The sequence below is a fragment of the Acidovorax sp. GW821-FHT09A11 genome (genome assembly GCF_059418365.1).
Genome location: NZ_JBWKPS010000007.1, coordinates 103374 through 127100 on the forward strand (window position 1 = coordinate 103374; position 23727 = coordinate 127100).

General features: G+C 65.5%; 31 protein-coding genes and 1 tRNA gene. 11 read left to right on the forward strand and 21 right to left on the reverse strand.

Annotated elements, in window-relative coordinates; genetic code table 11:
• Positions 1-74: 74 nt before the first annotated feature.
• Entirely contained in the window at positions 75-884 is an 810-nt protein-coding gene (locus AC07PV_RS18410) for an enoyl-CoA hydratase/isomerase family protein (RefSeq protein WP_369643558.1), read from the reverse strand.
• Between the two features lie 113 nt (positions 885-997).
• Between AC07PV_RS18410 and AC07PV_RS18415 the strand changes: the two genes are divergently transcribed.
• Entirely contained in the window at positions 998-1411 is a 414-nt protein-coding gene (locus tag AC07PV_RS18415; RefSeq protein WP_494631002.1) for a VOC family protein, read from the forward strand.
• Positions 1408-2001 (forward strand): MarC family protein, encoded by a 594-nt coding sequence (locus AC07PV_RS18420; RefSeq protein ID WP_369643559.1) that lies wholly within the window; start codon positions 1408-1410, stop codon positions 1999-2001. Before AC07PV_RS18415 ends, AC07PV_RS18420 begins: the two co-directional genes overlap by 4 nt.
• A gap of 42 nt (positions 2002-2043) precedes the next feature.
• Here AC07PV_RS18420 and AC07PV_RS18425 read toward each other — a convergent pair whose 3' ends face one another.
• The gene (locus tag AC07PV_RS18425) at positions 2044-2589 is read right to left on the reverse strand and encodes an Rrf2 family transcriptional regulator (protein WP_218296843.1); all 546 of its coding nucleotides are present in this window, start codon (positions 2587-2589) and stop codon (positions 2044-2046) included.
• A gap of 157 nt (positions 2590-2746) precedes the next feature.
• Between AC07PV_RS18425 and nhaR the strand changes: the two genes are divergently transcribed.
• A complete protein-coding gene (gene nhaR / locus AC07PV_RS18430; RefSeq protein ID WP_494631003.1) occupies positions 2747-3643 on the forward strand; it encodes a transcriptional activator NhaR in 897 nt (298 codons plus the stop codon).
• Positions 3644-3785: 142 nt separating this feature from the next.
• Here nhaR and AC07PV_RS18435 read toward each other — a convergent pair whose 3' ends face one another.
• Together AC07PV_RS18435 and AC07PV_RS18440 are read right to left on the reverse strand one after the other, a co-directional pair.
• Positions 3786-4736: a sugar kinase gene (locus AC07PV_RS18435; RefSeq protein WP_494631004.1), complete on the reverse strand. Its 951-nt coding sequence runs from the start codon at positions 4734-4736 to the stop codon at positions 3786-3788.
• On the reverse strand, positions 4729-5121 hold the full coding sequence (locus AC07PV_RS18440; protein WP_007849612.1) for a RidA family protein: 393 nt from the start codon (positions 5119-5121) through the stop codon (positions 4729-4731). The genes AC07PV_RS18435 and AC07PV_RS18440 overlap by 8 nt, the downstream gene beginning before the upstream one ends.
• Before the next feature lie 111 nt (positions 5122-5232).
• On the opposite strand from AC07PV_RS18440, the gene AC07PV_RS18445 reads away from it, so the two are divergent.
• From AC07PV_RS18445 to AC07PV_RS18480, 8 genes are all read left to right on the forward strand, one after another.
• Complete coding sequence (locus AC07PV_RS18445) at positions 5233-6831, forward strand: ABC transporter substrate-binding protein (protein WP_494631006.1); 1599 nt, start codon at positions 5233-5235, stop codon at positions 6829-6831.
• Positions 6832-6858: 27 nt separating this feature from the next.
• Positions 6859-7806: an ABC transporter permease gene (locus tag AC07PV_RS18450; RefSeq protein WP_007849607.1), complete on the forward strand. Its 948-nt coding sequence runs from the start codon at positions 6859-6861 to the stop codon at positions 7804-7806.
• Between the two features lies 1 nt (position 7807).
• The gene (locus AC07PV_RS18455) at positions 7808-8677 is read left to right on the forward strand and encodes an ABC transporter permease (RefSeq protein ID WP_007849605.1); all 870 of its coding nucleotides are present in this window, start codon (positions 7808-7810) and stop codon (positions 8675-8677) included.
• Between the two features lie 64 nt (positions 8678-8741).
• A complete protein-coding gene (locus AC07PV_RS18460; protein ID WP_494631007.1) occupies positions 8742-9794 on the forward strand; it encodes an ABC transporter ATP-binding protein in 1053 nt (350 codons plus the stop codon).
• Complete coding sequence (locus tag AC07PV_RS18465) at positions 9791-10783, forward strand: ABC transporter ATP-binding protein (protein WP_494631008.1); 993 nt, start codon at positions 9791-9793, stop codon at positions 10781-10783. Before AC07PV_RS18460 ends, AC07PV_RS18465 begins: the two co-directional genes overlap by 4 nt.
• A gap of 42 nt (positions 10784-10825) precedes the next feature.
• The gene (locus AC07PV_RS18470) at positions 10826-12115 is read left to right on the forward strand and encodes an amino acid deaminase (RefSeq protein WP_494631009.1); all 1290 of its coding nucleotides are present in this window, start codon (positions 10826-10828) and stop codon (positions 12113-12115) included.
• A gap of 15 nt (positions 12116-12130) precedes the next feature.
• Positions 12131-13096: a MurR/RpiR family transcriptional regulator gene (locus AC07PV_RS18475; protein WP_494631010.1), complete on the forward strand. Its 966-nt coding sequence runs from the start codon at positions 12131-12133 to the stop codon at positions 13094-13096.
• Positions 13096-14565 carry an N-acyl-D-amino-acid deacylase family protein gene (locus AC07PV_RS18480; protein WP_494631011.1) on the forward strand — a complete coding sequence of 490 codons (1470 nt, stop codon included), beginning with the start codon at positions 13096-13098 and terminating at the stop codon, positions 14563-14565. The genes AC07PV_RS18475 and AC07PV_RS18480 overlap by 1 nt, the downstream gene beginning before the upstream one ends.
• Before the next feature lie 154 nt (positions 14566-14719).
• Here AC07PV_RS18480 and AC07PV_RS18485 read toward each other — a convergent pair whose 3' ends face one another.
• From AC07PV_RS18485 to rplE, 17 genes are all read right to left on the reverse strand, one after another.
• Complete coding sequence (locus AC07PV_RS18485) at positions 14720-15364, reverse strand: LysE family translocator (protein ID WP_492807933.1); 645 nt, start codon at positions 15362-15364, stop codon at positions 14720-14722.
• 123 nt (positions 15365-15487) lie between these two features.
• Positions 15488-15564: transfer RNA gene (locus AC07PV_RS18490), tRNA-Met, on the reverse strand.
• A gap of 22 nt (positions 15565-15586) precedes the next feature.
• Positions 15587-15979, reverse strand: coding sequence for a 50S ribosomal protein L17 (rplQ, locus tag AC07PV_RS18495; RefSeq protein WP_008906513.1), 393 nt, complete (start codon positions 15977-15979; stop codon positions 15587-15589).
• A gap of 122 nt (positions 15980-16101) precedes the next feature.
• A complete protein-coding gene (locus AC07PV_RS18500) occupies positions 16102-17094 on the reverse strand; it encodes a DNA-directed RNA polymerase subunit alpha (RefSeq protein WP_008906514.1) in 993 nt (330 codons plus the stop codon).
• A 112-nt stretch (positions 17095-17206) separates the two neighbouring features.
• The gene (gene rpsD, locus AC07PV_RS18505; protein ID WP_218296832.1) at positions 17207-17830 is read right to left on the reverse strand and encodes a 30S ribosomal protein S4; all 624 of its coding nucleotides are present in this window, start codon (positions 17828-17830) and stop codon (positions 17207-17209) included.
• Between the two features lie 92 nt (positions 17831-17922).
• Positions 17923-18327, reverse strand: coding sequence for a 30S ribosomal protein S11 (gene rpsK, locus AC07PV_RS18510; protein ID WP_005793662.1), 405 nt, complete (start codon positions 18325-18327; stop codon positions 17923-17925).
• 18 nt (positions 18328-18345) lie between these two features.
• Entirely contained in the window at positions 18346-18711 is a 366-nt protein-coding gene (rpsM, locus tag AC07PV_RS18515; protein ID WP_008906516.1) for a 30S ribosomal protein S13, read from the reverse strand.
• 23 nt (positions 18712-18734) lie between these two features.
• Positions 18735-18848: a 50S ribosomal protein L36 gene (gene rpmJ, locus AC07PV_RS18520; protein ID WP_005793651.1), complete on the reverse strand. Its 114-nt coding sequence runs from the start codon at positions 18846-18848 to the stop codon at positions 18735-18737.
• A 149-nt stretch (positions 18849-18997) separates the two neighbouring features.
• The gene (secY, locus tag AC07PV_RS18525) at positions 18998-20317 is read right to left on the reverse strand and encodes a preprotein translocase subunit SecY (RefSeq protein ID WP_218296831.1); all 1320 of its coding nucleotides are present in this window, start codon (positions 20315-20317) and stop codon (positions 18998-19000) included.
• A gap of 24 nt (positions 20318-20341) precedes the next feature.
• Positions 20342-20773: a 50S ribosomal protein L15 gene (gene rplO, locus AC07PV_RS18530; RefSeq protein WP_055395677.1), complete on the reverse strand. Its 432-nt coding sequence runs from the start codon at positions 20771-20773 to the stop codon at positions 20342-20344.
• Between the two features lie 10 nt (positions 20774-20783).
• A complete protein-coding gene (gene rpmD, locus AC07PV_RS18535; RefSeq protein ID WP_007861725.1) occupies positions 20784-20966 on the reverse strand; it encodes a 50S ribosomal protein L30 in 183 nt (60 codons plus the stop codon).
• Positions 20967-20980: 14 nt separating this feature from the next.
• Positions 20981-21499 carry a 30S ribosomal protein S5 gene (rpsE, locus tag AC07PV_RS18540; RefSeq protein ID WP_218296830.1) on the reverse strand — a complete coding sequence of 173 codons (519 nt, stop codon included), beginning with the start codon at positions 21497-21499 and terminating at the stop codon, positions 20981-20983.
• Positions 21500-21515: 16 nt separating this feature from the next.
• Positions 21516-21881 (reverse strand): 50S ribosomal protein L18, encoded by a 366-nt coding sequence (gene rplR, locus AC07PV_RS18545; RefSeq protein WP_005793639.1) that lies wholly within the window; start codon positions 21879-21881, stop codon positions 21516-21518.
• An 11-nt stretch (positions 21882-21892) separates the two neighbouring features.
• Positions 21893-22426 carry a 50S ribosomal protein L6 gene (gene rplF, locus AC07PV_RS18550; protein ID WP_218296829.1) on the reverse strand — a complete coding sequence of 178 codons (534 nt, stop codon included), beginning with the start codon at positions 22424-22426 and terminating at the stop codon, positions 21893-21895.
• Positions 22427-22451: 25 nt separating this feature from the next.
• Entirely contained in the window at positions 22452-22847 is a 396-nt protein-coding gene (gene rpsH / locus AC07PV_RS18555) for a 30S ribosomal protein S8 (protein WP_008906523.1), read from the reverse strand.
• A 20-nt stretch (positions 22848-22867) separates the two neighbouring features.
• Positions 22868-23173 carry a 30S ribosomal protein S14 gene (rpsN, locus tag AC07PV_RS18560; protein ID WP_007861712.1) on the reverse strand — a complete coding sequence of 102 codons (306 nt, stop codon included), beginning with the start codon at positions 23171-23173 and terminating at the stop codon, positions 22868-22870.
• An 8-nt stretch (positions 23174-23181) separates the two neighbouring features.
• The gene (rplE, locus tag AC07PV_RS18565; RefSeq protein ID WP_005793632.1) at positions 23182-23721 is read right to left on the reverse strand and encodes a 50S ribosomal protein L5; all 540 of its coding nucleotides are present in this window, start codon (positions 23719-23721) and stop codon (positions 23182-23184) included.
• Positions 23722-23727: the final 6 nt, after the last annotated feature.

The window sequence follows — 23727 nt, forward strand, 5'->3', positions numbered from 1 at the left end:
TTCACGCGGCTGTGGATGTTGGTGCTGACGGAACCGGAGGGGCGCGGGCACTGCGCGCCGCGCGCAGCTGGTGGTCAGAACTTGGGGGCGCGCTTCTCGCGCAGGGACGCCACGCCCTCGCGGGCGTCGGGGCCGCCAAAGCCCATGAACTCGAGCGCCAGCGAGGTTTCGAACATCGGGCCCGCCTGGCGCAGCCACTGGTTGAGCGCATGCTTGGTCCAGCGGATGGCGGTCTGCGAGCCGGCCGCCAGCCGGTCGGCCACCTCGTAGGCGCGCGGCAGCAGCTCGGCCTCGTCCACGGCCAGCGATACGAGGCCGATGCGCTCGGCCTCCTCGCCGCTCACCGGGTCGCACAGCAGCAGGTAGTACTTGGCCTTGGCCATGCTGCACAGCAGCGGCCACACGATGGCCGCGTGGTCGCCGGCCGCCACGCCCAGGCGGGTGTGGCCGTCCACGATCTTCGCGCCACGCGCCGCGATGGAGATGTCGGCCAGCAGGCCCGCCACCAGGCCCGCGCCCACGGCCGGGCCGTGGATGGCCGAGACGATGGGCTTGTCGCAGTGCACGATGTTGTAGACCAGGTCGCGCGCTTCCTTCCAGATGCGGCAGCGCAACTCGAAATCCTCGGTCATGTCCTGCACCATGGCCAGGTCGCCCCCGCCCGAGAAGCCCGCGCCTTCGCCGCGCAGCACGGCGCAGCGGACGCTGTCGTCGTCGCTCACGTCGCGCCAGACCCCGCACAGCTCGCGGTGGCCCACATGGCCCGCCGTGGGCAGCTTGCCGTTCAGCGCGCGCATCTGGATGTCCAGCACCGCGCCATCGGCGCCGCGGCGGGTGATGTTCAGCGTTTCGTAGCGCTGGTAGTCGGGGAAAGGAGCAGGCATGGCGGTGTGCGCGCGGCAAGCGCGGTGCAGTTGGGGAAGATGCGGCATTGTGGCGCGGGGGCGGCGGCGCCGGAACCCGTGCGTGGCGCAAATCCCGCTGCTATCCTGTGCGCATGCGCAGCCTCTTTCACCTCGCCTTTCACGTCACCGACCTGGACGCCGCGCGCCGCTTCTACGGCGGCGTGCTGGGGTGCCAGGAGGGCCGAAGCACCGACACCTGGGTGGACTTCGACTTCTTTGGCCACCAGATCTCCCTCCACCTGGGAGCGCCTTTCGCCAGCGCCCCCACCGGCCACGTGGGAAACCACATGGTGCCCATGCCGCATTTCGGCGCCATCCTGGAGCTGCCCGGGTGGCATGCGCTGGCCGCACGGCTGAAGGCGGCAGGCACGCCCTTCGTGCTGGAGCCGCAGGTGCGCTTCGAGGGCGAGCCCGGCGAGCAATGGACCATGTTCTTCCACGACCCGAGCGGCAACCCGATCGAGATCAAGGGTTTCCGGTCGCTCGATGGGGTGTACGCCACGTGAGCTACACCTTCGCGTCCGCCACCATCCTGCTCCTGCTGATCACGGATCCGCTGGGCAACATCCCCATCTTCGCCAATGCCCTGCGCGGCGTGGCCCCCGAGCGCCGCGCCCGCGTGATCCTGCGGGAGGTGCTGATCGCATTCGCGCTGCTGCTGGTGTTCCTGTTCTTCGGCGCCCAGTTCCTGCAGGTCATGAACCTGAGCGACCTGTCGCTGCAGATCGCGGGCGCGGTCGTGCTGTTCCTGATCGCGCTGCGCATGATCTTTCCGCCGGACACCGGGCCGCAGACCGAGCTGCCCGGAGAACCCCTGATCGTGCCGCTGGCCATCCCCGCGCTGGCGGGGCCGTCGGCCATGGCCACGGTGATGCTGCTCGTGGCCCAGGCGCCCGAGCGGCGGCTGGAATGGGTGGGCGCGCTGTGCGTGACCATGGCGGTGTGCGCGGTCGTGCTCCTGATGGCCGAGCGCATCCAGCGCCTGCTGGGCGAACGCGTGGTCATGGCCTTCGAGCGCCTCATGGGGCTGATCCTGGTGGCCATCTCCGTGGAGATGCTCATTCGCGGCATCAAGCAGCTCGCCCACCAGCTGTAGCCACGGCGGCGGAGCTCCGGGCGCACCAGGAGCGCCGCCCCCTCAGCGGCGCTGCAGCAACGGGATCGTGCCGAGGGCAAAGACCGAGTTGGGCACCCCGACCCGCGCCATCAGGGGGCGGGGCTTGGCGCTCAGCTTGGGCCGCGGGGCCGCGGGCGCGGCCTCTTGCGGGACCACGCCCTTCTCCAGCTGCTGGGCAACGAGGTCCTGCAGGGTGACCGACTGCAGGTATTCCATCACCCGGGCGTTGAAGGTGGACCACAGCTCACCCGTCATCGACTTCACCTGCGCGGCCTGGCCGGGCGCCATGTTCTGGATGTCATCGGCCTTCAGGTTCTCGACCGCCAGGATGATCTCGGCCACGGAAATCTCGTCCGTGTTGCGTGCGAGGGTATAGCCGCCTCCGGGGCCGCGCGTGCTGTCCACGAGCCCGGCGCGCCGCAGCGCACTGAACAGCTGCTCCAGGTAAGACAGCGAGGTGCCCTGGCGCGCGCTGATCGTCGACAGGGCCACGGGCCGCATTTTCTGGCGCAGGGCCAGATCGGTCATGGCCGAGACTGCGAGTTGTCCTCTGGTGGTGATCCGCATCTTTGACTCCTTGTGAACGGTGTATGGCCAGGGTTCGGTGCCCGAAGGGGCGTTCCGCGATCTGTCCATGAACGTACTGTAGGGATCTTGACACTTCGCGTATATTCGATTTATCGAGATTTTTACTTCGATTTTTACGAAGTATCAAGGAGACGGCATGAACTTCAAGCACCTGCGCTACTTCTGGACCACGGCCAAGGCGGGCGGCATCATGCGCGCCGGCGAGCAGCTCAACACCACGCCGCAGACGCTGTCGGGCCAGATCAAGCAGCTCGAGGAATGGCTGGGCCACGACCTGTTCAAGAAGCGCGGCCGGGGGCTGGAGCTGACCAGCGAAGGCCGCGTGGCGCTGGGCTATGCGGAGCAGATCTTCGCGCTGGGCGACGAGCTGGAAAAGTCCATCCGCCTGGCGCGCGGGCAGTCGCGCCCGCTGGAGTTCCGCGTGGGTGTGGCGGATTCGGTGGCCAAATCGGTCGCCTACCACCTGCTGGAGCCTGCCCTGGGCCTGGCCGAGCAGGTGCACATGACCTGCCACGAGGGCAAGTTCCCCGAGCTGGTGGCGCAGCTGAGCCTGAACCGGCTGGACCTGGTGCTGGCCGACGAGCCGGTGTCCAAGAAGATCGGCGTCAAGGCCTTCAACCACGGCCTGGGCACCAGCTCGATGAGCTTCTTTTGCGCGCCGGCCCTGCGCAGTCAGCTGCAAGGCCCGTTCCCCAAGTGCCTGCACGGCGCGCCGATGCTGATCCAGGGGCCCATGTCCTCGGTGCGCCAGCAGCTCGATCACTGGTTCAACAAGCACCAGCTGCAGCCACGCCTGGTGGGAGAGTTCGACGACAGCGCGCTGATGAACGCCTTCGGGCGCGAGGGGCGCGGGGTGTTCACCTCGCCCACGGTGCTGGAAGAGGAGACCCAGGCCCAGTTCGGGGTCGAGGTGATCGGCCGCTCGTCGGAGCTGGTCGAGGAGTTCTTTGCGATCTCGGTGGAGCGGCGCATCAGCCACCCCTGTGTGGCCGCCATCACCAAGGCCGCCCGCTCCGACCTGTTCGCAGCGTAATGGGGTAGCCCCCCTGAGCCGCTTCGCGTCTTCCCCCCAGAGGGGGACGCCCCCAGCGCGGCGGGGCGGCCCTTGCGCGGGGGCACTCGCCCAGGTCGCGCCAGTTTCCTGACGCTGCGACTATTGCCACGCTCCCCTTACATCAAGCCGTCACCTGCACCTGGCGCGCGTACGGCAACGGTGCCACAGCACCATAGCCCTGCACGGCCAGCGCGGCCGCCGCGTTGGCGTAGCGCGCTGCCACGAACACGTCGTCGCCCTGGGCCATGCGGGCGAGCAGGTTGCCGCAGAAGCAGTCGCCGGCACCGGTGGCGTCCACGGGCGTGACGCGCAGGCCTGCGATGCGTTCCTTGCGCCGGCCGTCGCTCGCCAGTGCGCCTTCGGCACCGAGCTTGAGCACCACGGTGGCCGCGCCACGCGCATGGCCCCAGTCGACGATGGCCTCGGGATCGGACAGGCCGGACAGGGCCTGCATGTCCTCCAGGCTGGGCAGGAAGATGTCGCACAGCGACACGGCCTGTGCGATGCAGGCCTGGGCCCGCGCCAGCGGCCAGAGCTTCAGGCGCAGGTTGGAGTCGAAGGCCACCAGGGTGCCAGCCTCGCGCGCCAGGCGCATGGCCTCGAAGGCCGTGTCGCAGGCCTGCGGCGAGATGGCCAGCGAAATGCCCGACAGGTGCAGGATGCGGGCCGCCTGCAGCACGGCCGTGGGCTCGCCCGCCAGCCACTGCGGCGCCATGCGGCTCGCGGCCGACCCTGCGCGCAGGTAGCTGAACTCGTGTCCGGCCGCCCCGTGCGAGACGAAGTAGATGCCGGTGGGGTGCTCGCCGTCGCTCTGCACGGCGCGGGTGTCCACGCCCTCGGCGCGCCACAGCGCGGTGAGCGCCTGGCCGAAGCTGTCCTGCCCGATGCGCGTGAGATAGGCCACGCGCGCGCCGGCCCGTGCCGCCGCAATGGCGGCATTGCTGGTGTCGCCGCCGAAGCCGCGCAGGTACTGCGGCTGGCCGGGGTGGACCTGGTTGAACTCGACCATGGCCTCGCCCAGCGCGGCCACGTCGAAGGTCTTGCCCACGGAGGTGGTGGAACGCTCAGGCACGGGGCTTGTAGGCGGTGACATCGATCTCGACCTTGGCGTCGATCATGAGGCGCGACTCCACCGTGGAGCGGGCCGGCCGGTGCTCGCCGAAGCACTCCATGTAGACGCGGTTGAAGCTGCCAAAGTCGCGCGCATCGGCCAGCCAGACGCTGACCTTGGCCACGTCGGCCAGGGTGCAGTCGGCCAGGGCCAGGGCGTCCTTGACGCGCTGGAACACCTGGCGCGTCTGGGCCTCGATGCCGCCGACGATGACCTGGCCCTGGTCGTCCGTGGGCACCTGGCCCGAGACGAAGACGAAGTCGCCGGCGCGCGTGGCGGGCGACAGGGGACGCGCCTGGCGGTCGGATGCGATGGGGGACTGGCCCAGCAGTTCTACATGGCTCATGCAAGCTCCTTGTGTAATGAATTTACATAAATCGTCGAAAAAAACCCGTTTGACTTTCACAAACGAGTCATCTACGATTAAAAATGTAATGTTATTACTTATGGAGCCACGATGCAATCCTCATCCATCCGTGATTGGTTGACGCCCGGAACGCCTGTCCAGGCCGCCAGGCGCAGTGTTCTGGGCCTGGCAGCAAGCGCTGCCGTGCTCGTGGCCCTGGGGTCGGGCCAGCCCGCCCTGGCCGCCCCCGCCAAGGGGGGTGCCGCCAACCTGGCCATGGTCGGCGAGCCCCAGGGGCTGGACCCCATGGTGAGCACGGCCGACCTGGTCGGCACCATCATGCAGCACGTCTACGAGCCGCTGTACACCTTCGACGCGAACTGGGCCGTGGCGCCCATGCTGGCCGAGGGCCTGCCCTCCGTGTCCAAGGACGGCCTGACCTACACCATCGCCCTGCGCAAGGAAGTGAAGCTGCACAACGGCCGCGACCTGAATGCCGACGACGTGGTGGCCTCGCTGCAGCGCTGGATGGAACTGTCGCCGCGTGGCAAGGCCGTGGGCAAGGAGGTGGCCTCGCTCACGGCCAAGGGCCCGCTGTCGGTGGAGCTCAAGCTCAAGGCACCTTACGCGCCGCTGCTGGCCCAGCTGGCGCTGCCCAGCGGCATGGCCGCCATCATGGCCAAGGAGAGCATCGCGCCGCAGCTCAAGGATTTCATCGGCACCGGTCCCTACAAGTTCAAGGAACGCCGCCCCGACCAGTTCACCGTGCTGGCGCGCCACGACACCTACAGCGCCCGCAAGGAGGCCCCGAGCGGCTATGCCGGCCGCCGCGAGGCGCTGCTCGACGAACTGCGCTTCGTGCCCGTGCCCAATGCCAACACCCGCGTGGAGGGCGCCCTGTCGGGCCAGTTCCAGTACGCCGACCTGCTGCCCGTGGAAGCGGCCGGCCGCATCGACAAGGGGGCCCCGGCCGTGGTGCCCATCGTGACCAAGAACTTCGGTTTCCCCTACATCGTCTTCAACACCAAGGAAGGCGTGCTGGCCGCGCAGCCGCTGCGCCGCGCGGTGCAGACCGCCGTGGGCTCGGGCGAGCTGCTGGCTGCGGGCTTTGGCGACAACCGCTTCTTCGTGGTGGAGCCCAACTTCTTCCCCAAGGGCACGCCCTACTACTCGGACGCGGGCAGCAAGCTATACAACGAGCGCAACCCGCAGGCCGCCAAGGACCAGGCGGCCAAGGCCGGCTACAGCGGCCAGCCGGTGCGCATCATGGCCAGCCGACAGTACGAGTTCCACTACAACATGGCGCTGGTGATGGCCGAGCAGCTCAAGAAGGCCGGCTTCAAGACCGAGCTGCAGGTGGTGGACTGGGCCACGCTGGTGCAGCGGCGCAACGATGCCAAGCTGTGGGACGTGTACTTCACGCACTCGGGCCTGTTCCCCGAGCCCATGCTCTCGCCGCCGCAGCTCGGTGATGGCGCGCCGGGCTGGTGGGATTCGCCCGCCAAGAAGGCCACGCTCACGGCCTTCAACCAGGAGACCAATGTCGCCAAGCGCGGCCCGCTGTGGGGTGCCGTGCAGCAGGTGGTGTACGACGAAGTGCCCTTCATCGAGGTCGGCAAGTTCAACGGCCTCTCGGCGCGCTCGGCCAAGCTGGAAGGCTACACGCCGGCGATCTGGCCTTTCTTCTGGAACACGGGCCTGGCCAGGTAAGCCCCCACTGCACGAAGGTTCGTTGCCATGCGTTTTCTGATGACCCGCCTGGGCGGCGCCCTGGTGGTGCTGGCCCTTGTCGCGGTGCTGGTGTTCGCGCTCACGCGCCTGGCCTCGGGCGACCCGGTGGCGCTGCTGCTGGGCGAGCAGGCCACGGCCGAGGACATCGCCGCGGCGCGCGTGCAGTACGGGCTGGACAAGCCCCTGCCCACGCAGTTCGTGCTCTGGGTGGGCGAGCTGCTGCAGGGCAACCTGGGCCAGTCCATCTTTCTGCAGCGCCCGGTGGCGCAGGCGCTGCTCGAGCGCGCCGAGCCCACGCTGTTCCTGGCGCTGTTCGCGGTGGGTATCGCGGCGCTGATCGGCATCCCCTGCGGCATGGCGGCCGCCATCTGGCGCGGCAGCCCCGGTGACCAGGCCCTGAGCGGCGTGGCCATGCTGGGCGCCAGCGTGCCCAGCTTCTGGCTCGGGCTGATCCTGATCCAGCTGTTCGCGGTCAAGCTCGGCTGGTTCCCGGCCTCGGGTTATGGCGACCCGGCCTCGCCGCTGGCCGAGCGCCTGTCGCACCTGCTGCTGCCGGCGCTGGTGCTGGGGCTGCTGAACTCGGCGCTGATCATCCGCTTCACACGCGCCTCGATGCTCGACATCCTGGGCGAGGACTACGTGCGCACGGCACGCGCCAAGGGCCTGGCCGAGGGCACGGTGATGGTCAAGCACGTGCTGCGCAATGCGCTGGTGCCCATCGTCACGGTGCTGGGCCTGACGCTGGCGCTGATGATCGGCGGCACGGTGGTGACCGAGACGGTGTTCAACCTGCCTGGCGTGGGCAACCTGGTGGTGCGTGCCGTGCTGCGCCGCGACTACCCGGTGATCCAGGGCACGCTGCTGGTCATCGCGGCCATCTATGTATTCATCAACCTGGCCATCGACTTCCTGTACACGCTGGTCGACCCACGCATCCGGCTGGAGGGCAAGTGACATGGTGCAAGGCCTGATTCGCAATCTCAAGGACTACTGGCTGCCACTGGCACGCCGCCTGTTCGCACGCAAGGTGGTGCTGGCCTCGGCCATCGTGCTGGCCCTGGTGGTCGCGGTGGCCACGGTGTTCCCCTGGGTGTCGGACGCCGACCCCAACGCCATCTCGATCAGCGAGCGCCTGAACGCGCCCTCGGCCGCGCACTGGGCCGGCACCGACGAGCTCGGGCGCGACGTGATGCTGCGCATCGTGCACGGCGCACGCTATTCGCTGCTGATCGGCGGGCTCACGGCCGCGGGCGCGGTGCTGTTCGGCACGCTGCTGGGCATGTTCGCGGGCTTCTTCCGGCGGCTGGACGCGCCGCTGATGCGCGTGGTGGACGCGATGATGTCCTTCCCCGACATCCTGCTGGGCATCGCCCTGGTGTCCATCCTGGGGGCCTCGCTGTGGAACGTGATGCTGGCGCTGGTCATCGTCTACACGCCGCGCGTGGCGCGCGTGGTGCGGGCCAGCACCCTGGTGCTGCGCGAGCTGCTGTTCGTGGACGCCGCGCGCGCCCTGGGCGTGCGCACGCCGCGCATCCTGCTCAAGCACATCCTGCCCAACCTGGTCTCGCCCATCCTGGTGCAGGTGACCTTCATCTTCGCCTATGCCATCCTGGCCGAGGCGGGCCTGTCCTTCCTGGGCGTGGGCGTGCCGCCCGACATCCCCACCTGGGGCACCATGATCGCGGGCAGCCTGGAATCGGCCGACCGCGCGTTCTGGACGATTCTCTACCCGGGCCTGGCCATCGTGTTCACCGCCCTGTCGCTGCAGATGCTGGGCGACGGCGTGCGCGACCTGCTCGACCCCAAGCTCAAGAAGGCCGCATGAGCTTCTTTCACCGACCCACGCAAGCGCCCGCCCCTGGCGAGCGCGTTACGAAGGCACCCACCCCATGACCACCCCCACGGCTGCCCGGCTCGAAGTGCAGGGCCTGTCCACCTCGTTCGCCACCGACGCCGGCCGCATCCAGAGCGTGGCCGACGTGTCCTTTGCCATCCACCCGGGCCAGACGCTGGCGCTGGTCGGGGAGTCGGGCTCGGGCAAGTCCGTCACCAGCCTGACGCTGATGGGCCTGCACGCCAAGACCTCGCAGGCCCAGGTCAGTGGCCAGGCCTGGTTCACCCGGCGCGACGGCCGGCGCGTGGACCTGCTGGCCCTGCCCGAGGCCGAGCGCCGGGCGCTGCGCGGCAACGAGATCGCGATGATCTTCCAGGAGCCCATGACCAGCCTGAACCCGGTGCTGACCGTGGGCGAGCAGATCGCCGAATCGGCACGCCTGCACCTCAAGCTCGACCGCCGCGCTGCACTGGCCCATGCCCAGCGCATGCTGGAGCTGGTGGAGATACCGGCCGCCAAGCAGCGCGTGCACGAGTACCCGCACCAGCTCTCGGGCGGCATGCGCCAGCGTGTGATGATTGCGCTGGCCATGGCCTGCAACCCCACGCTGCTGATCGCCGACGAGCCGACCACTGCGCTGGACGTGACCATCCAGGCGCAGATCCTGGCCCTCATGGGCCGGCTGCAGAAGGAGACGGGCATGAGCATGCTGTTCGTGACCCACAACCTGGGCGTGGTGGCGCAGTACGCCGACGCGGTGGCCGTGATGTACGCCGGCCGCATCGTCGAGTCGGCCCCGGTGCACGACCTGTTCGCGCAGCCCGAGCACCCCTACACGCGCGGCCTGCTGGCCTGCCTGCCCGGCGTGGCCAGGCGCCATGCGGTCGCGGTGGCCGGGCAGCGTCCGCGCCTGGTGGCCATACCGGGCCAGGTGTCGAGCCCGCTCGCGCCGCCGCCGGGCTGCGCCTTTGCGCCGCGCTGCGAGCGCCGCATCGCGGCCTGCGATGCGCGCATGCCGGCCCTGTCCGACGGCAGTGCCACCGAGGCCGGCCGGCGGGTGCGCTGCATCCGTGTGGGCGAGCAGGCGCAGCAGGAGGTGAGCGCATGAATGCCGTGGCCATGGCCCCGACCCCGGGCGACAACCTCATCGAAGTGCGCGGCCTGCGCAAGTACTTCGGCAGCGGCCCACACCCGGTGCGCGCGGTGGACGACGTGAGCTTTGCCATCCGGCGCGGCGAGACGCTGGGCCTGGTGGGCGAGTCGGGCTCGGGCAAGAGCACCATCGGCCGCCTGCTGACGCGCCTGGTGGACCCGACGGCGGGCCAGATGCTGTACCACGGCAGCGACGCTGGCGGGCAGGACCTGGCAGGGATGAGCCAGGGCCAGTTCCGCCCGCTGCGCTCGAAGATCCAGATCATCTTCCAGGACCCCTATGCCAGCCTGAACCCGCGCATGCGCATCCGCGAGGTGCTGGGCGAGGCGCTGGACACGCACCGCCAGGCGCGCGGTGCGGCACGCCTGCCGCGCATCCATGAGCTGCTCACCCAGGTGGGCCTCAGGCCCGAGCATGCAGACCGCTTTCCGCACGAGTTCTCGGGCGGGCAGCGCCAGCGCATCGGCATTGCGCGCGCACTGGCGGTGCAGCCGAACTTCATCGTGGCGGACGAACCGCTGTCGGCGCTGGACGTGTCGATCCAGGCGCAGGTGGTGAACCTGCTGGGCGACCTCAAGCAGCAGCTGGGCCTGACCTTGCTGTTCATCTCGCACGACCTGGACGTGGTGGAGTACCTGTGCGACCGCGTGGTGGTGCTGTACCTGGGCCGCGTGATGGAGATGGCGCCCACCAGCGCGCTGTATGCGCGGCCAGCCCATCCCTACACGCGCGCCCTGCTGGCCGCGGCCCCCATCCCCGACCCGGCGCAGCGGCGTACCATCCCCCTGCTGCAGGGCGACCTGCCCAGCCCCGCCAATCCGCCCTCGGGCTGCGTGTTCCGCACGCGCTGCCCGCATGCGGCGGCCGAATGCGCCAGCGCCGACATGGCCCTGCGCCCCGTGGGCACCGAGCACTGGAAGGCCTGCTGGCGCGACGACATCTGACCGGCGCAGCCCCGCTGCGCCCCTCCAACATGACGAGACGACATGACGAACACCACCACTGACTTCACACTGGACGCCACGAGCAAGAGCTTTCCCATCGCGGCAGCGCCCTGCCGCGCCAGCGAGATCGCCGCACGCGGCTGGAATGTGCTGGCCGACGACCTGGCCTTCCCCCTGGCGGTGCTCAGCCGCACGGCGCTGGCGCACAACCTGGCCTGGATGCAGGATTTCGCGGCGCGCAAGGGCATTGCGCTGGCGCCGCACGGCAAGACCACCATGTCGCCCGAGCTGTTCGCGCAGCAACTGGCTGCCGGCGCCTGGGGCCTGACCTTCGCCACGGCCTTCCAGGTCGCGGTGGGGGTGCAAGCCGGTGCGCGCCGCGTCATCATCGCCAACCAGGTGGTCTGCGATGCCGATCTGGATGCGCTCGATGCACTGCTGGCCCGCCACGCCGATCTCACGGTGTGGTTCCTCGTCGATTCGCTGGCGCAGCTCGCACTGGTGGAGGACTGGAAGCAGCGCCGCGGCAGTGCCCGGGTGTTCAACGTGCTGCTGGAGATGGGCATCCCCGGTCAGCGCACCGGCTGCCGCACGCTGGACGAGGCTCTGGCACTGGTGCGCGCACTGGCGGCCTCGAAGGCCGTGCAGTTCGATGGCATCGAATGCTACGAGGGCGGCGTGGCGCGCTGCGACAACGACCATGACGCACGTGAAGTGACCGCCCTGGTGCGCCGCGTGATGGAGGTGGCACGCGCCTGCGATGCAGCGCACCTGTTCGCCAGCGAGCGCATCCTGCTCACCGCGGGCGGCTCGGCCGTGTTCGACCTGGTGGTGCCGCTGCTGCAGGCCCAGGGCCTGTCGCGCCCCGTGGAGGGCGTGCTGCGCTCGGGCTGCTATGTGACGCACGACCATGGCAACTACGCGCGCTTCCTCAAGAACGTGGAGCAGCGCGAAGGGCTCGATACCTCGCTGCGCCCGGCCCTCACGGTCTGGGCCATGGTGCAGTCGGTACCGGAGCCGGGCCTGGCCCTGCTGACCTGCGGGCGCCGCGACATCTCCTACGACCTGGAGATGCCCATCCCGGTGCAGCTGGCGCGGCGCGGCGAGCGCTCGGCAGCAGCCGCCCCTGCAGGCTGGAGTGTGAGCGCCTTGAACGACCAGCATGCCTACCTGCGCTTCGATGCCGCAGCCGGCGACGCCGGTACGCCGCGTGTGGGCGACCGCGTGGCGCTGGGCATCTCGCACCCCTGCACCACCTTCGACAAGTGGCGCTGGATGCCGCTGGTGGAAGACGATGGCGCCATCACGGGCGCCATCAGCACCCGGTTCTGAGACGCGGAGAAGCGCATGAACAGCAGCCTGCCTCCTTCGCCATCGTCCTCCACCCAGCCGCCCAGCCCCACGCCGGGCCTGCTGCAGCAACTGCGCGAGCGCCAGGACAGCCTGCCCGAGGCGCAGCGCAGCGTGGTGCGCGCGGTGCTGGAGGACCCCCGCGTTGCCGTGGCCGCCACGGTGGAGCAACTGGCGCAGCAGGCCGGCGTGTCCATGCCGACCATCGTGCGCACCTGCCGCAGCTTCGGCTACGACTCGGTGCGCGAGTTCATGCTGGCGCTGGCGCAGGACCTGGCGGTCTCGGGCTCCTACCTGCACCGCAGTGTGCTGGCCGAGGACACGGCGCAGGATGTCTCCAGCAAGATCATCCATGCGGCTGTCTCCTCGCTGACTGAGCTGGGCCGGCGCATCGACGTGGACGTGATCGACCAGGTGGCCGCCAAGCTCGCCAAGGCGCGGCGCATCGACTGCTACTCGGTGGGTGCGGCGTCGACCTTCACGGCCAGCGAGCTGCAGAGCCGGCTGTTCCGCCTGGGCCTCACGGCCAACGCGATCTTCGACGCGCACCAGCAACTGGTCTCGGCCAGCACGCTGGGGCCAGAGGGCGTAGCCTTCGTCATCTCGCACGTGGGGCGCATGCCCTACACGGTGGAGGCGGCGCGTTTTGCCCGCTCGCAGGGCGCCACGGTGATCGCGCTGACCCAGCCCGGTACGCCGCTGGCCGAGACGGCCGACCTGGTGCTGGCCGTGTCGGTGCCGCAGGACGCGGTGATGCGCGTGGGCACAGAGGCCTACCTGGCCCACCTGGTGGTGATCGAGATCCTGATGGTGCGCCTGGCGCAGCAACTGGGGCCGGTGGCCACGCGGGGCCTGCAGCAGTTCAAGCAGCTTTTGCACAAACACGGATTCGACAGCGCCGAGTATTCGGGCGCCATGGACCACGGCCCGGGCATGCACAAGCCGGGCCAGAAAGACAATTGATGGTAGCAACGCAAGCAACCCTGCTGAAGAACGGAACCATCATCGACGGCACCGACCGCCCCGGATGGGTCGGCGACCTGCTGCTGGCAGGCGAGCGCATCGTGGCGCTGGCCGCGCCCGGCGCCATCGACCCGGCCTTGTTCGCCGGGCTGGAGCTACAGACCATCGACTGCACGGACCGCGTGATCGCACCCGGCTTCATCGATGTGCACACGCACGACGATGCGGCCGCCATCGACGCGCCCGACATGCTGCCCAAGCTGTCGCAGGGCGTGACCACGGTGATCGTGGGCAACTGCGGCATCTCGCTGGCCCCCATGGTGGCGGATGCACCGGCGGCGCCGCTGTCGTTGCTGGGCCAGCGCCAGTTCCGCCACGCGCGCATGGCCGACTACGCGCGCGCCGTGGATGCCGCGCGGCCCGGCGTGAACGTGGCCGCGCTGCTGGGCCACACGGCCCTGCGCATGCGTCACCTGCCCGAGCTGGGCCGTGCGGCCACGGCCAGCGAGCGCGCCGCCATGGCGGTCGACATGCAGGAGGCCATGGACGCGGGCGCGCTGGGCCTGTCATCGGGCGTGTTCTACAAGGAAGCCTACGCGGCCGACCTCACCGAGCTGACCGAACTGGCCAGCGTGGCTGCGCGCAATGGCGGCGTGTACGCCACCCACATCCGCGACGAACTCGCCGGCATCCTCCCGGCGCTGCAGGAGGCGGCGCTCACGGCGCGCCATGCCGGGCTGCCGCTGGTGCTGTCGCACCACAAGTGCGCCGGCGCCTCGAACTGGGGCCGCACGCGCGAGACGCTGCCGCTGATCGAGTCCCTCGCAAAGGGCCAGCCCATCAGCCTGGACGTGTACCCCTACACCGCGGGTTCGACGGTGCTGCGCACTGACCTGGTCGACGGTGTGATCGACATCCTGATCACCGGCAGCCAGCCACACCCGGAAATGGTGGGCCGTTACCTCAAGGACATCGCGCGGGAATGGGACACGACCGAGCAGGCGGCCTGCGACCGGCTGCAGCCCGGCGGTGCCTGCTACTTCCAGATGCGCGAGGACGATGTGGAGCGCGTGATTGCCCACCCTTTGTCCATGATCGGCTCGGACGGCCTGCCCCATGACGAGCGGCCGCACCCCCGCCTGTGGGGCGCCTTCCCGCGCGTGCTGGCCTGCTACTGGCGCGAGAAGGGCCTGCTGCGTCTGGAGGAAGCCATCCACAAGATGACCGGACTGTCGGCGCAGCGCTTTCGCATCGGCGAGCGGGGGCAGCTGGAAGCCGGCTGCATGGCCGATATCGTGGTGTTCGACCCGGCGCGCGTGCGCGATACCGCGAGCTACGAACAACCCGTGCAGTTCAGCGAGGGGATCGAACAGGTTTGGGTCAACGGCGTGCTGAGCTACACCGCGGCTGGTCGTGCCACGGGCGCGCGGGCCGGGCGGTTCATCCGGCGTCAGGCAATACCGGCCTGAAGGGGCGATTTGCCTGCGGGGCCTGGATCATCATCCATGCCCCCAGGAATTCCATCTTCTCCTGCCGAGCCTGCCGTCAACCGCGTGCAGCTGTGGCACCAAGACCCAGGAGTTTCGCCGTCTGGGCGGACTTGCCTGCTGGCACGGTGATCCGTCAGCTCACGGCTGAGCGGGTCAGCAGCAGCCGGATGCCTGCGTACACGAAGACTCCAGCCAGCAGCGCATTGAATGCGCGATGGATGCGGGCGTATGCCGCACGTGCCAACGGTGTCGAAAATGCCAGGGCATAGCCCATGAAGATACAAGCTCCGATGCCGGCGCAACACGCCACGACCGCCAGGGCATGGCTGCGTCCGGCGCCGGCGGGCACGCCGAGAGCGACGATGGAAAGCCACACAAAGACGGCCTTGGGGTTGGTCATGTGCATCGCCAGGCCGAGCCGAAAAGCCTGGAGGTGGTCGCCGCCCGTGGTGTCGGAGGCCTCGTGCAGGGCATTCGGCGTGAATGCGGCACGCGCCGCCTTCCAGGCCAGCCAGAGCATGTAGATGCCGCCCAGCACCTTCAGGACGAGCAAGGACCAGGAATAGCTGCGCATGAGTGCCGACATGCCCAGTGCAGCGGCCACACCCCAAAACACCGAGCCGAGGACCACCCCGGCAGCCAGGGCCATGGCACGCCTCCGTCCATGCGACATGGCGGCCGCCATGATCGCCAGATTGCTGGGGCCAGGGCTTGCAACACCAACTGTATAGGCCATGAGCGCCACCAGCAGGGTCGGGGACAGAAAACCTGCGTCCATGGAAGAGGCCTCCTGGAATGCACACCCCACCAAAGAGGAAAGCCGCTCACTGCAATGGCAGGGCACAAACAAAAACGCCCACGGTGAAGTGGGCGTTTGCTGTGAGCGGAGACCGCTACATATTGGTTGCGCGAGAAGGATTTGAACCTCCGACCTTTGGGTTATGAGCCCAACGAGCTACCAGACTGCTCCATCGCGCGGTAAGAAATAAATTATACCCTATTATTCAGCTGCTGCCGAATTATTTTCGGTTTCTGCAGCACGATCCACCAATTCAACCAGGGCCATGGGTGCATTGTCGCCCACACGGAAACCCATCTTGAGGATGCGGGTGTAGCCACCAGGACGCACCTTGAAGCGGGGGCCCAGGTCGTTGAACAGCTTGGTCACGCTGTCACGGTCGCGCAGGCGGTTGAAGGCCAGGCGGCGGTTGGCAACGGAGTCTTCCTTGGCCAGGGTGATCATGGGTTCGATCACGCGGCGCAGTTCCTTGGCCTTGGGGACGGTGGTCTTGATGACTTCGTGCTCGATGAGCGAGTTCATCATGTTCTGCAGCATCGCAAGGCGGTGCGAGCTGGTGCGGTTGAGTTTGCGGAGGCCGTGACCGTGACGCATGGTGCTTTTTCCTTATTTAAAATTAAATCAGGCAGCCGTGTAAGGTACTGCCCGAGGCACTGTTCCCATCCAAGGGAACCAAAAACCGGGTTCCCGCGATTCGGGGAACCCAGAATTATAACTTAACGCTTGTCCAGACCGGCTGGTGGCCAGTTCTCAAGCTTCATGCCCAACGTGAGACCACGCGATGCGAGCACTTCTTTGATTTCGTTGAGCGACTTGCGACCCAGGTTAGGCGTCTTGAGCAGCTCGTTCTCGGTGCGCTGGATCAGGTCACCGATGTAGTAGATGTTCTCGGCCTTCAGGCAGTTTGCGGAACGCACGGTCAGTTCCAGCTCGTCCACAGGACGCAGCAGGATCGGATCGAACGTGGCATTGCCGCGCGGGCCTGCCGGTGCGTCGAACGCAGCCAGCTCGCCACCTTCCAGCTGCGCGAACACCGCCAGCTGCTCCACCAGGATCTTGGCCGATGCGCGCACTGCGTCTTCGGCAGTGATGGCACCATTGGTCTCGATCTCGACAACCAGCTTGTCCAGGTCGGTACGCTGCTCCACGCGAGCGCTTTCCACCGTGTAGCTCACGCGCTTCACAGGGGAGAACGATGCATCCAGCACGATCCGGCCAATCGACTTGGTCGACTCGTCGGCATAGCGGCGCAGGCTGCCGGGCACGTAGCCACGGCCCTTCTCGACCTTGATCTGCATGTCCAGCTTGCCGCCGGCCGACAGATTCGCGATCACGTGGTCAGGGTTGACGATTTCCACGTCGTGAGGGGTCTGGATATCGCGTGCGGTGACCACACCTTCGCCATCCTTGCGCAGGCTCAGCGTGACTTCATCACGGTTGTGGAGCTTGAACACCACGCCCTTGAGGTTCAACAGGATGTTGACCACATCTTCCTGAACGCCGTCAATGGACGAGTACTCATGCAGAACGCCTGCAATGGTGACTTCCGTCGCTGCGTAACCCACCATGGACGAGAGCAGGACACGCCGAATGGCGTTACCCAGCGTGTGGCCGTACCCACGCTCGAACGGCTCCAGCGCGACCTTGGCACGGTTGTGGCCAAGCTGCTCGACATTGATCGCCTTGGGTTTCAGCAAATTGGTTTGCATTCAGACTTCCTCTCAATACCCCCAGCTCGTTACACCGGTAAGGCTGGTGAAGCGCCTAAACCGCGATGCCTCGCGGTTCAGGGACGGTTTTCTTGAAATATGTACCGAGCAATTAGCGCGAGTACAACTCAACGATCAGGGATTCGTTGATGTCGGCGCCAAACTCATCACGGTCCGGCACCTTCTTGAAGATGCCTTCGGCCTTCTCGGCGTTCACTTCCACCCACGCAGGCATGCCGACCTGGGCAGCCAGTTGCAGGGCTTCAACAATGCGGTTCTGCTTCTTGGACTTTTCACGCACGGCCACCACATCGCCCGTCTTCACGAGGTAGGAAGCGATGTTCACGGACTTGCCGTTCACCGTGATCGCCTTGTGCGAGACCAGCTGGCGCGCTTCGGCGCGGGTCGAGCCGAAGCCCATGCGGTACACCACGTTGTCGAGACGGGATTCCAGCAGGAACAGCAGGTTGGCGCCGGTATTGCCCTTCTTGCCTTCGGCGGCTTCGAAGTAGCGGCGGAACTGCTTTTCCAGCACGCCGTACATGCGCTTGACCTTCTGCTTTTCACGCAGTTGCAGGCCGTAGTCGGACGTGCGGGCACCGGAGGTGCGGCCGTGCTGGCCTGGCTTGGAGTCGAACTTGGACTTGTCGGCAATCGAGCGACGTGCGCTCTTGAGGAACAGGTCCGTGCCTTCACGGCGGGAGAGTTTGGCCTTGGGGCCGAGGTAACGTGCCACTTGAGCTTCCTTTGTGTCATCTGCCGCAAACCATTGCGGGAGCCGCCTGAGGCGCTTGCGCGTTCACAGGCGGCGGTGGGCTTAGAGAGAGATTAGATACGACGGCGCTTTTGAGGGCGGCAGCCGTTGTGAGGCACGGGGGTCACATCGGAGATGGACGTGATGCGAATGCCCAGGGCGCCCAGAGCGCGCACCGAGGATTCACGGCCTGGGCCAGGACCCTTGATTTCAACGTCAAGGTTCTTGATGCCTTGGTCGATGGCAGCGCGGCCAGCCACTTCCGAAGCCACTTGGGCTGCGAAGGGAGTGGACTTGCGCGAGCCCTTGAAACCTTGGCCACCGGACGATGCCCACGACAGGGCATTGCCCTGGCGATCGGTGATCGTGATGATGGTGTTGTTGAACGAGGCGTGCACGTGTGCAATGCCGTCCGAAACATTCTTCCGGACCTTCTTGCGAACGCGCTGAGCTGCGTTATTGGCAGGAGACTTAGCCATGATGATCTTTCAATCTCTTTATTTCTTCAGTGCAGCTGCACCCTTGCGCGGACCCTTGCGAGTGCGTGCATTGGTACGGGTGCGCTGACCACGCATTGGCAGACCGCGGCGATGGCGGAAGCCACGATAGCAGCCGATGTCCATCAAGCGCTTGATGTTCATCGTGGTTTCGCGGCGCAGGTCACCTTCAATGGTGAACTGCTCGATTTGCTCGCGAATTTTTTCCAGATCGCCATCCGTCAGATCCTTGATCTTCTTGGAGTAAGCGATACCAGTTGCTTCGCAGATCTTGCGAGCGCGGGTGCGACCAATGCCAAAAATGGCGGTCAAACCGATTTCCGCGTGCTTGTGCGGCGGAATGTTAATGCCAGCGATACGTGCCATATGCGTCCTCTAATACTTTCCAATCAACCTTGGCGCTGCTTGTGACGCAGATCCGTGCAGATCACGCGCACCACACCCTTGCGGCGGATGATCTTGCAGTTGCGGCAGATTTTTTTGACCGAAGCCGAAACTCTCATTGCATTCTCCTAAAACTTTTCCATCCGTCCCGGCTGTTTCGCACGGAACACAATTTGTGCCCGCGAAAAATCGTGGGGCGCCAACTCAACCGATATCCAGTTCTGCAGGCAGTCGCCGCTACGCGACCAACTGCCTTCCTTCATCATCATCAACCGCCTGCGTTGCCCTTGAAATTCGCTTTCTTGAGCAGCGATTCGTACTGTTGCGACATCATGTAGTTCTGAACCTGGGCCATGAAGTCCATTGTCACCACCACAATGATCAGCAGCGATGTCCCACCAAAGTAGAACGGAACGTTGTACTTCAAGATCAGGAACTCTGGCAGCAAGCACACGAAGGTGATGTACACAGCGCCTGCCAAGGTCAGGCGAACCAGGATCTTGTCGATATAACGGGCCGTCTGCTCACCGGGCCGGATGCCTGGGATGAACGCACCGCTCTTCTTCAGGTTATCTGCAGTCTCACGGCTGTTGAACACCAGTGCCGTATAGAAGAAGCAGAAGAACACAATCGCGGCAGCGTAGAACATCACATAGATGGGCTGACCAGGAGTCAACGCACCCGAGATGTCCTTCAACCAGCGCATCGACTCGCCTGCACTGAACCAGTTCACCACCGTGGCGGGCAACAGGATGATCGACGAAGCAAAGATCGGAGGAATCACGCCAGCCATGTTCAGCTTGAGGGGCAAGTGCGACGACTGACCGCCGTAGACCTTGTTACCTACCTGCCGACGGGCGTAGTTCACCAGAATCTTGCGCTGACCACGCTCCACAAACACCACGAAGTAGGTCACCAGACCGACCACGAGGACGATGAAGATGGCGGCCAGGATGCTCATGGCACCCGTACGAACCAGTTCAAGGAGACCACCGATGGAGCTGGGCAATCCGGCTGCGATACCTGCAAAGATCAGGATCGAGATACCGTTGCCCAAACCACGTTCAGTGATCTGCTCACCCAGCCACATCAGGAACATCGTGCCGGCGGTCAGGCTGACGACGGCGGTCATGCGGAACCCGAAACCAGGGCTCAGCACCAGGCCTGCGGAGCTTTCCAGCGCGACGGCAATACCCAGCGACTGGAACAGGGCCAGGCCCAACGTTCCGTAGCGGGTGTACTGCGTGATCTTCCTGCGACCGGCTTCGCCTTCCTTCTTCAACTGCTCGAACGTGGGAATCACGTAAGTCATCAGCTGCATGATGATCGATGCCGAGATGTACGGCATGATCCCCAGAGCGAAGACCGTGAAACGCGACAGCGCACCACCCGAGAACATGTTGAACAGGTTCAGGATGCCGCCTTGCTGGCCACTGAACAGCTGCTGGAGTTGGGCTGGATCGATACCAGGCACAGGGATATGAGCCCCTATGCGATACACGACCAGCGCAAGCAACAGAAAAACCAGACGGCGACGCAGGTCGCCGAACTTGCCGGTCTTTGCAATTTGAGCTGCGCTAGTAGCCACAGATGCCTTCCTTCAGAGCCACACTCAGGCGACGCTGCCGCCAGCAGCTTCGATCGCTGCCTTGGCACCTGCCGTAGCGCCCACGCCATTGAGCTTGACAGCCTTGGTGAGGGAACCGCTCTTGATGACCTTGACCACCTTGGCCAGCTCGCCCACGAGGCCAGCTTGCTTGAGTGCCAGCACGTCCACTTCGGCCAGGCCGAGCTGATCGAGCGCCGTCAGCGTCACTTCTGCATTGAACTTGAGCAGGTGCGACTTGAAGCCGCGCTTGGGCAAGCGACGTTGCAGAGGCATTTGACCGCCTTCGAAGCCCACCTTGTGGTAGCCACCGGCGCGCGACTTCTGACCCTTGTGACCACGGCCAGCGGTCTTGCCCAGGCCGGAGCCGATACCACGGCCTACACGGCGCTTGGCATGCTTGGCACCGTCTGCGGGCTTGATGCTATTGAGTTCCATGATCTATCTCTCAGAGGACTTTGACCAGATAGCTGATCTTGTTAATCATGCCGCGCACTTCGGGCGAGTCCTGCAGTTCGCTCACGCTGTTGAGCTTGCGCAGGCCCAGGCCACGGACGGTGGCGCGGTGCGATTCCTTGGTGCCGATAGGGCTGCGCACCAATTGAATCTTGACGGTTTGTTGCGTTGTCATTTTCAGGCTCCGATTCAGGCGAAGATGTCTTCGACCGTCTTGCCGCGCTTGGCTGCCACATTCGACGGAGTGGTCGAATTGACGAGCGCATCAAAAGTGGCACGGACCATGTTGTAGGGGTTGGAGGAACCATGGCTCTTGGCCACGATGTCCGTCACGCCCAGCACTTCGAAAACGGCGCGCATGGGGCCGCCAGCAATGATGCCGGTACCCTTGGGAGCGGGAGCCATCATCACGACAGCAGCGCCATGGTGGCCCGTCACGTTGTGGTAGATGGTGCCGTTCTTGAGCGATACCTTGACCATGTTGCGGCGGGCTTCTTCCATCGCCTTTTGCACGGCAGCAGGCACTTCCTTGGACTTGCCCTTGCCCATGCCAACACGGCCGTCACCGTCGCCAACCACCGTCAGTGCGGCGAAGCCGAGGATACGGCCGCCCTTCACGACTTTGGTCACGCGGTTGACCGCGATCATTTTTTCGCGCAGACCGTCGTCCTGACCTTCGCTCTGCACTTTGGGTTGAAATTTAGCCATTTTTTATTCGCTCCGCTTAGAACTGCAGGCCGGCTTCACGGGCTGCGTCGGCCAGGGCCTTGACGCGACCGTGGTAGGCAAAGCCTGCGCGATCAAATGCAACCTTCTCGACACCCGCAGCCTTCGCTTTTTCAGCGATGCGCTTGCCGATGATCTGGGCTGCAGCGGCATTGCCACCCTTGCCCGAACCGCCGAGCGACTTGCGCACGTCGGCTTCTGCCGTCGATGCACTTGCCAGCACCTTGCTGCCGTCGCCGGAGATCACACTGGCGTAGATATGGAGGTTCGTACGGTTCACGGTGAGACGCGCCACGCCTTGCTGTGCAATGCGGATGCGGGTCTGGCGCGAACGACGAAGACGCTGCTCTTTCTTGGTCAACATGTTGCAGCTCCTTATTTCTTCTTGGTCTCTTTGATCGTGATCTTTTCGTCCGCATAGCGGATACCCTTGCCCTTGTAGGGCTCGGGTGGACGAACAGCACGGATCTCAGCAGCGATTTGCCCCACACGCTGGCGGTCAGCACCCTTGATCACCACTTCCGTGGGCGTGGGGGTTGCGACCGTAATGCCAGCAGGCATTTCGATATTGACCGGGTGCGAATAGCCCACAGCCAGGTTCAGCTTGGAACCGGAAGCCGCAGCCTTGTAACCCACACCCACCAGGCTCAGCTTCTTTTCAAAGCCCTTGCTGACACCGACCACCATGTTGTTGACCAACTGGCGAATCGTGCCGCTCATGGCATTGGCTTCGCGGGAGTCGTTGACAGGCGCAAAGCTCAGCTTGCCTTCATTGCTCGACACCTTCACCAGCACATTCTGTGCGAGCGAGAGGGCGCCACCAGAACCCTTGACAGAGATCTGGTCATCTTTCACGGACACATCCACGCCAGCGGGGATGGTCACGGGCATTTTTCCTACTCGGGACATTTCAGTTTCTCCTCAATGCCGCGGGTTAGGCCACGTAGCAGAGCACTTCGCCACCGACACCGGTAGCGCGCGCCTTGCGATCGGTCATCACGCCCTTGGGCGTCGTGACAATTGCCACACCCAGACCGTTCATGACTTGTGGAATGGAATCACGGCCTTTGTAGACACGCAGTCCGGGGCGGCTGACGCGCTCGATGCGCTCAATCACGGGACGGCCTGCGTAGTACTTCAGGGCAATTTCGAGTTCCGACTTGCCAGCTTCGGTTTTCACCTGGAAGCCGTCGATATAACCTTCGTCCTTCAGCACCTGGGCGATGGCAATCTTCACTTTGGAAGAAGGCACCAGAACCGTGGCCTTGGCGACCATCTGTGCATTACGGATGCGGGTCAGCAAGTCAGCGATGGGATCACTCATGCTCATGTTTAATCTCTCCTGCCTGCTTACCAGCTGGCCTTGGTGACACCAGGGATGTCGCCTGCAAAAGCCAGTTCACGGATCTTGGCGCGAGCCAGACCGAATTGACGGAAGGTGCCGCGAGGACGACCGGTGATTTCGCAACGGTTGCGCTGACGCGTCGGGTTGGCATTGCGGGGGAGCTTTTGCAGGCCCAGGCGGGCTGCATCGCGCTCTTCGTCGCTGCGCTTGGCATCGCCAGCGATTGCCTTCAGTTCCGCATACTTGGTTGCGTACTTGGCTGCCAGTTTTTCGCGCTTCAGTTCGCGCTGGATCAAAGCTACTTTAGCCATGCTTCGCCTCAGTTCTTGAACGGGAAACGGAAACCAGCGAGGAGAGCCTTGGCTTCTTCGTCCGACTTGGCCGTCGTGGTGATGCTGATATTGAGACCGCGCAAGGCATCCACCTTGTCGTACTCGATTTCAGGGAAAATGATCTGTTCCTTGACGCCGATGTTGTAGTTGCCACGGCCGTCGAAAGCGCGGCCAGAGATACCACGGAAGTCACGAACGCGGGGCAGAGCCACGGTCACGAAACGGTCCAGGAACTCATACATCTGCACGCCGCGCAGCGTGACCATGCAACCGATGGCCTGGCCTTCGCGGATCTTGAAACCGGCGATAGCCTTCTTGGCCTTGGTCACCACGGGCTTCTGACCAGCAATCTTGGTCAGGTCGGCCACGGCGTTGTCCATCACCTTCTTATCCGAGACTGCCTCGCTCACGCCCATGTTCAGGGTGATCTTGGTCAGACGGGGAACCTGCATCGGCGAGGTGTAACCGAACTGCTTGGTCAGTTCGGGAGCGATCTTGTCGCGGTAAATTTCTTGGAGTCGTGCCATGTTTAC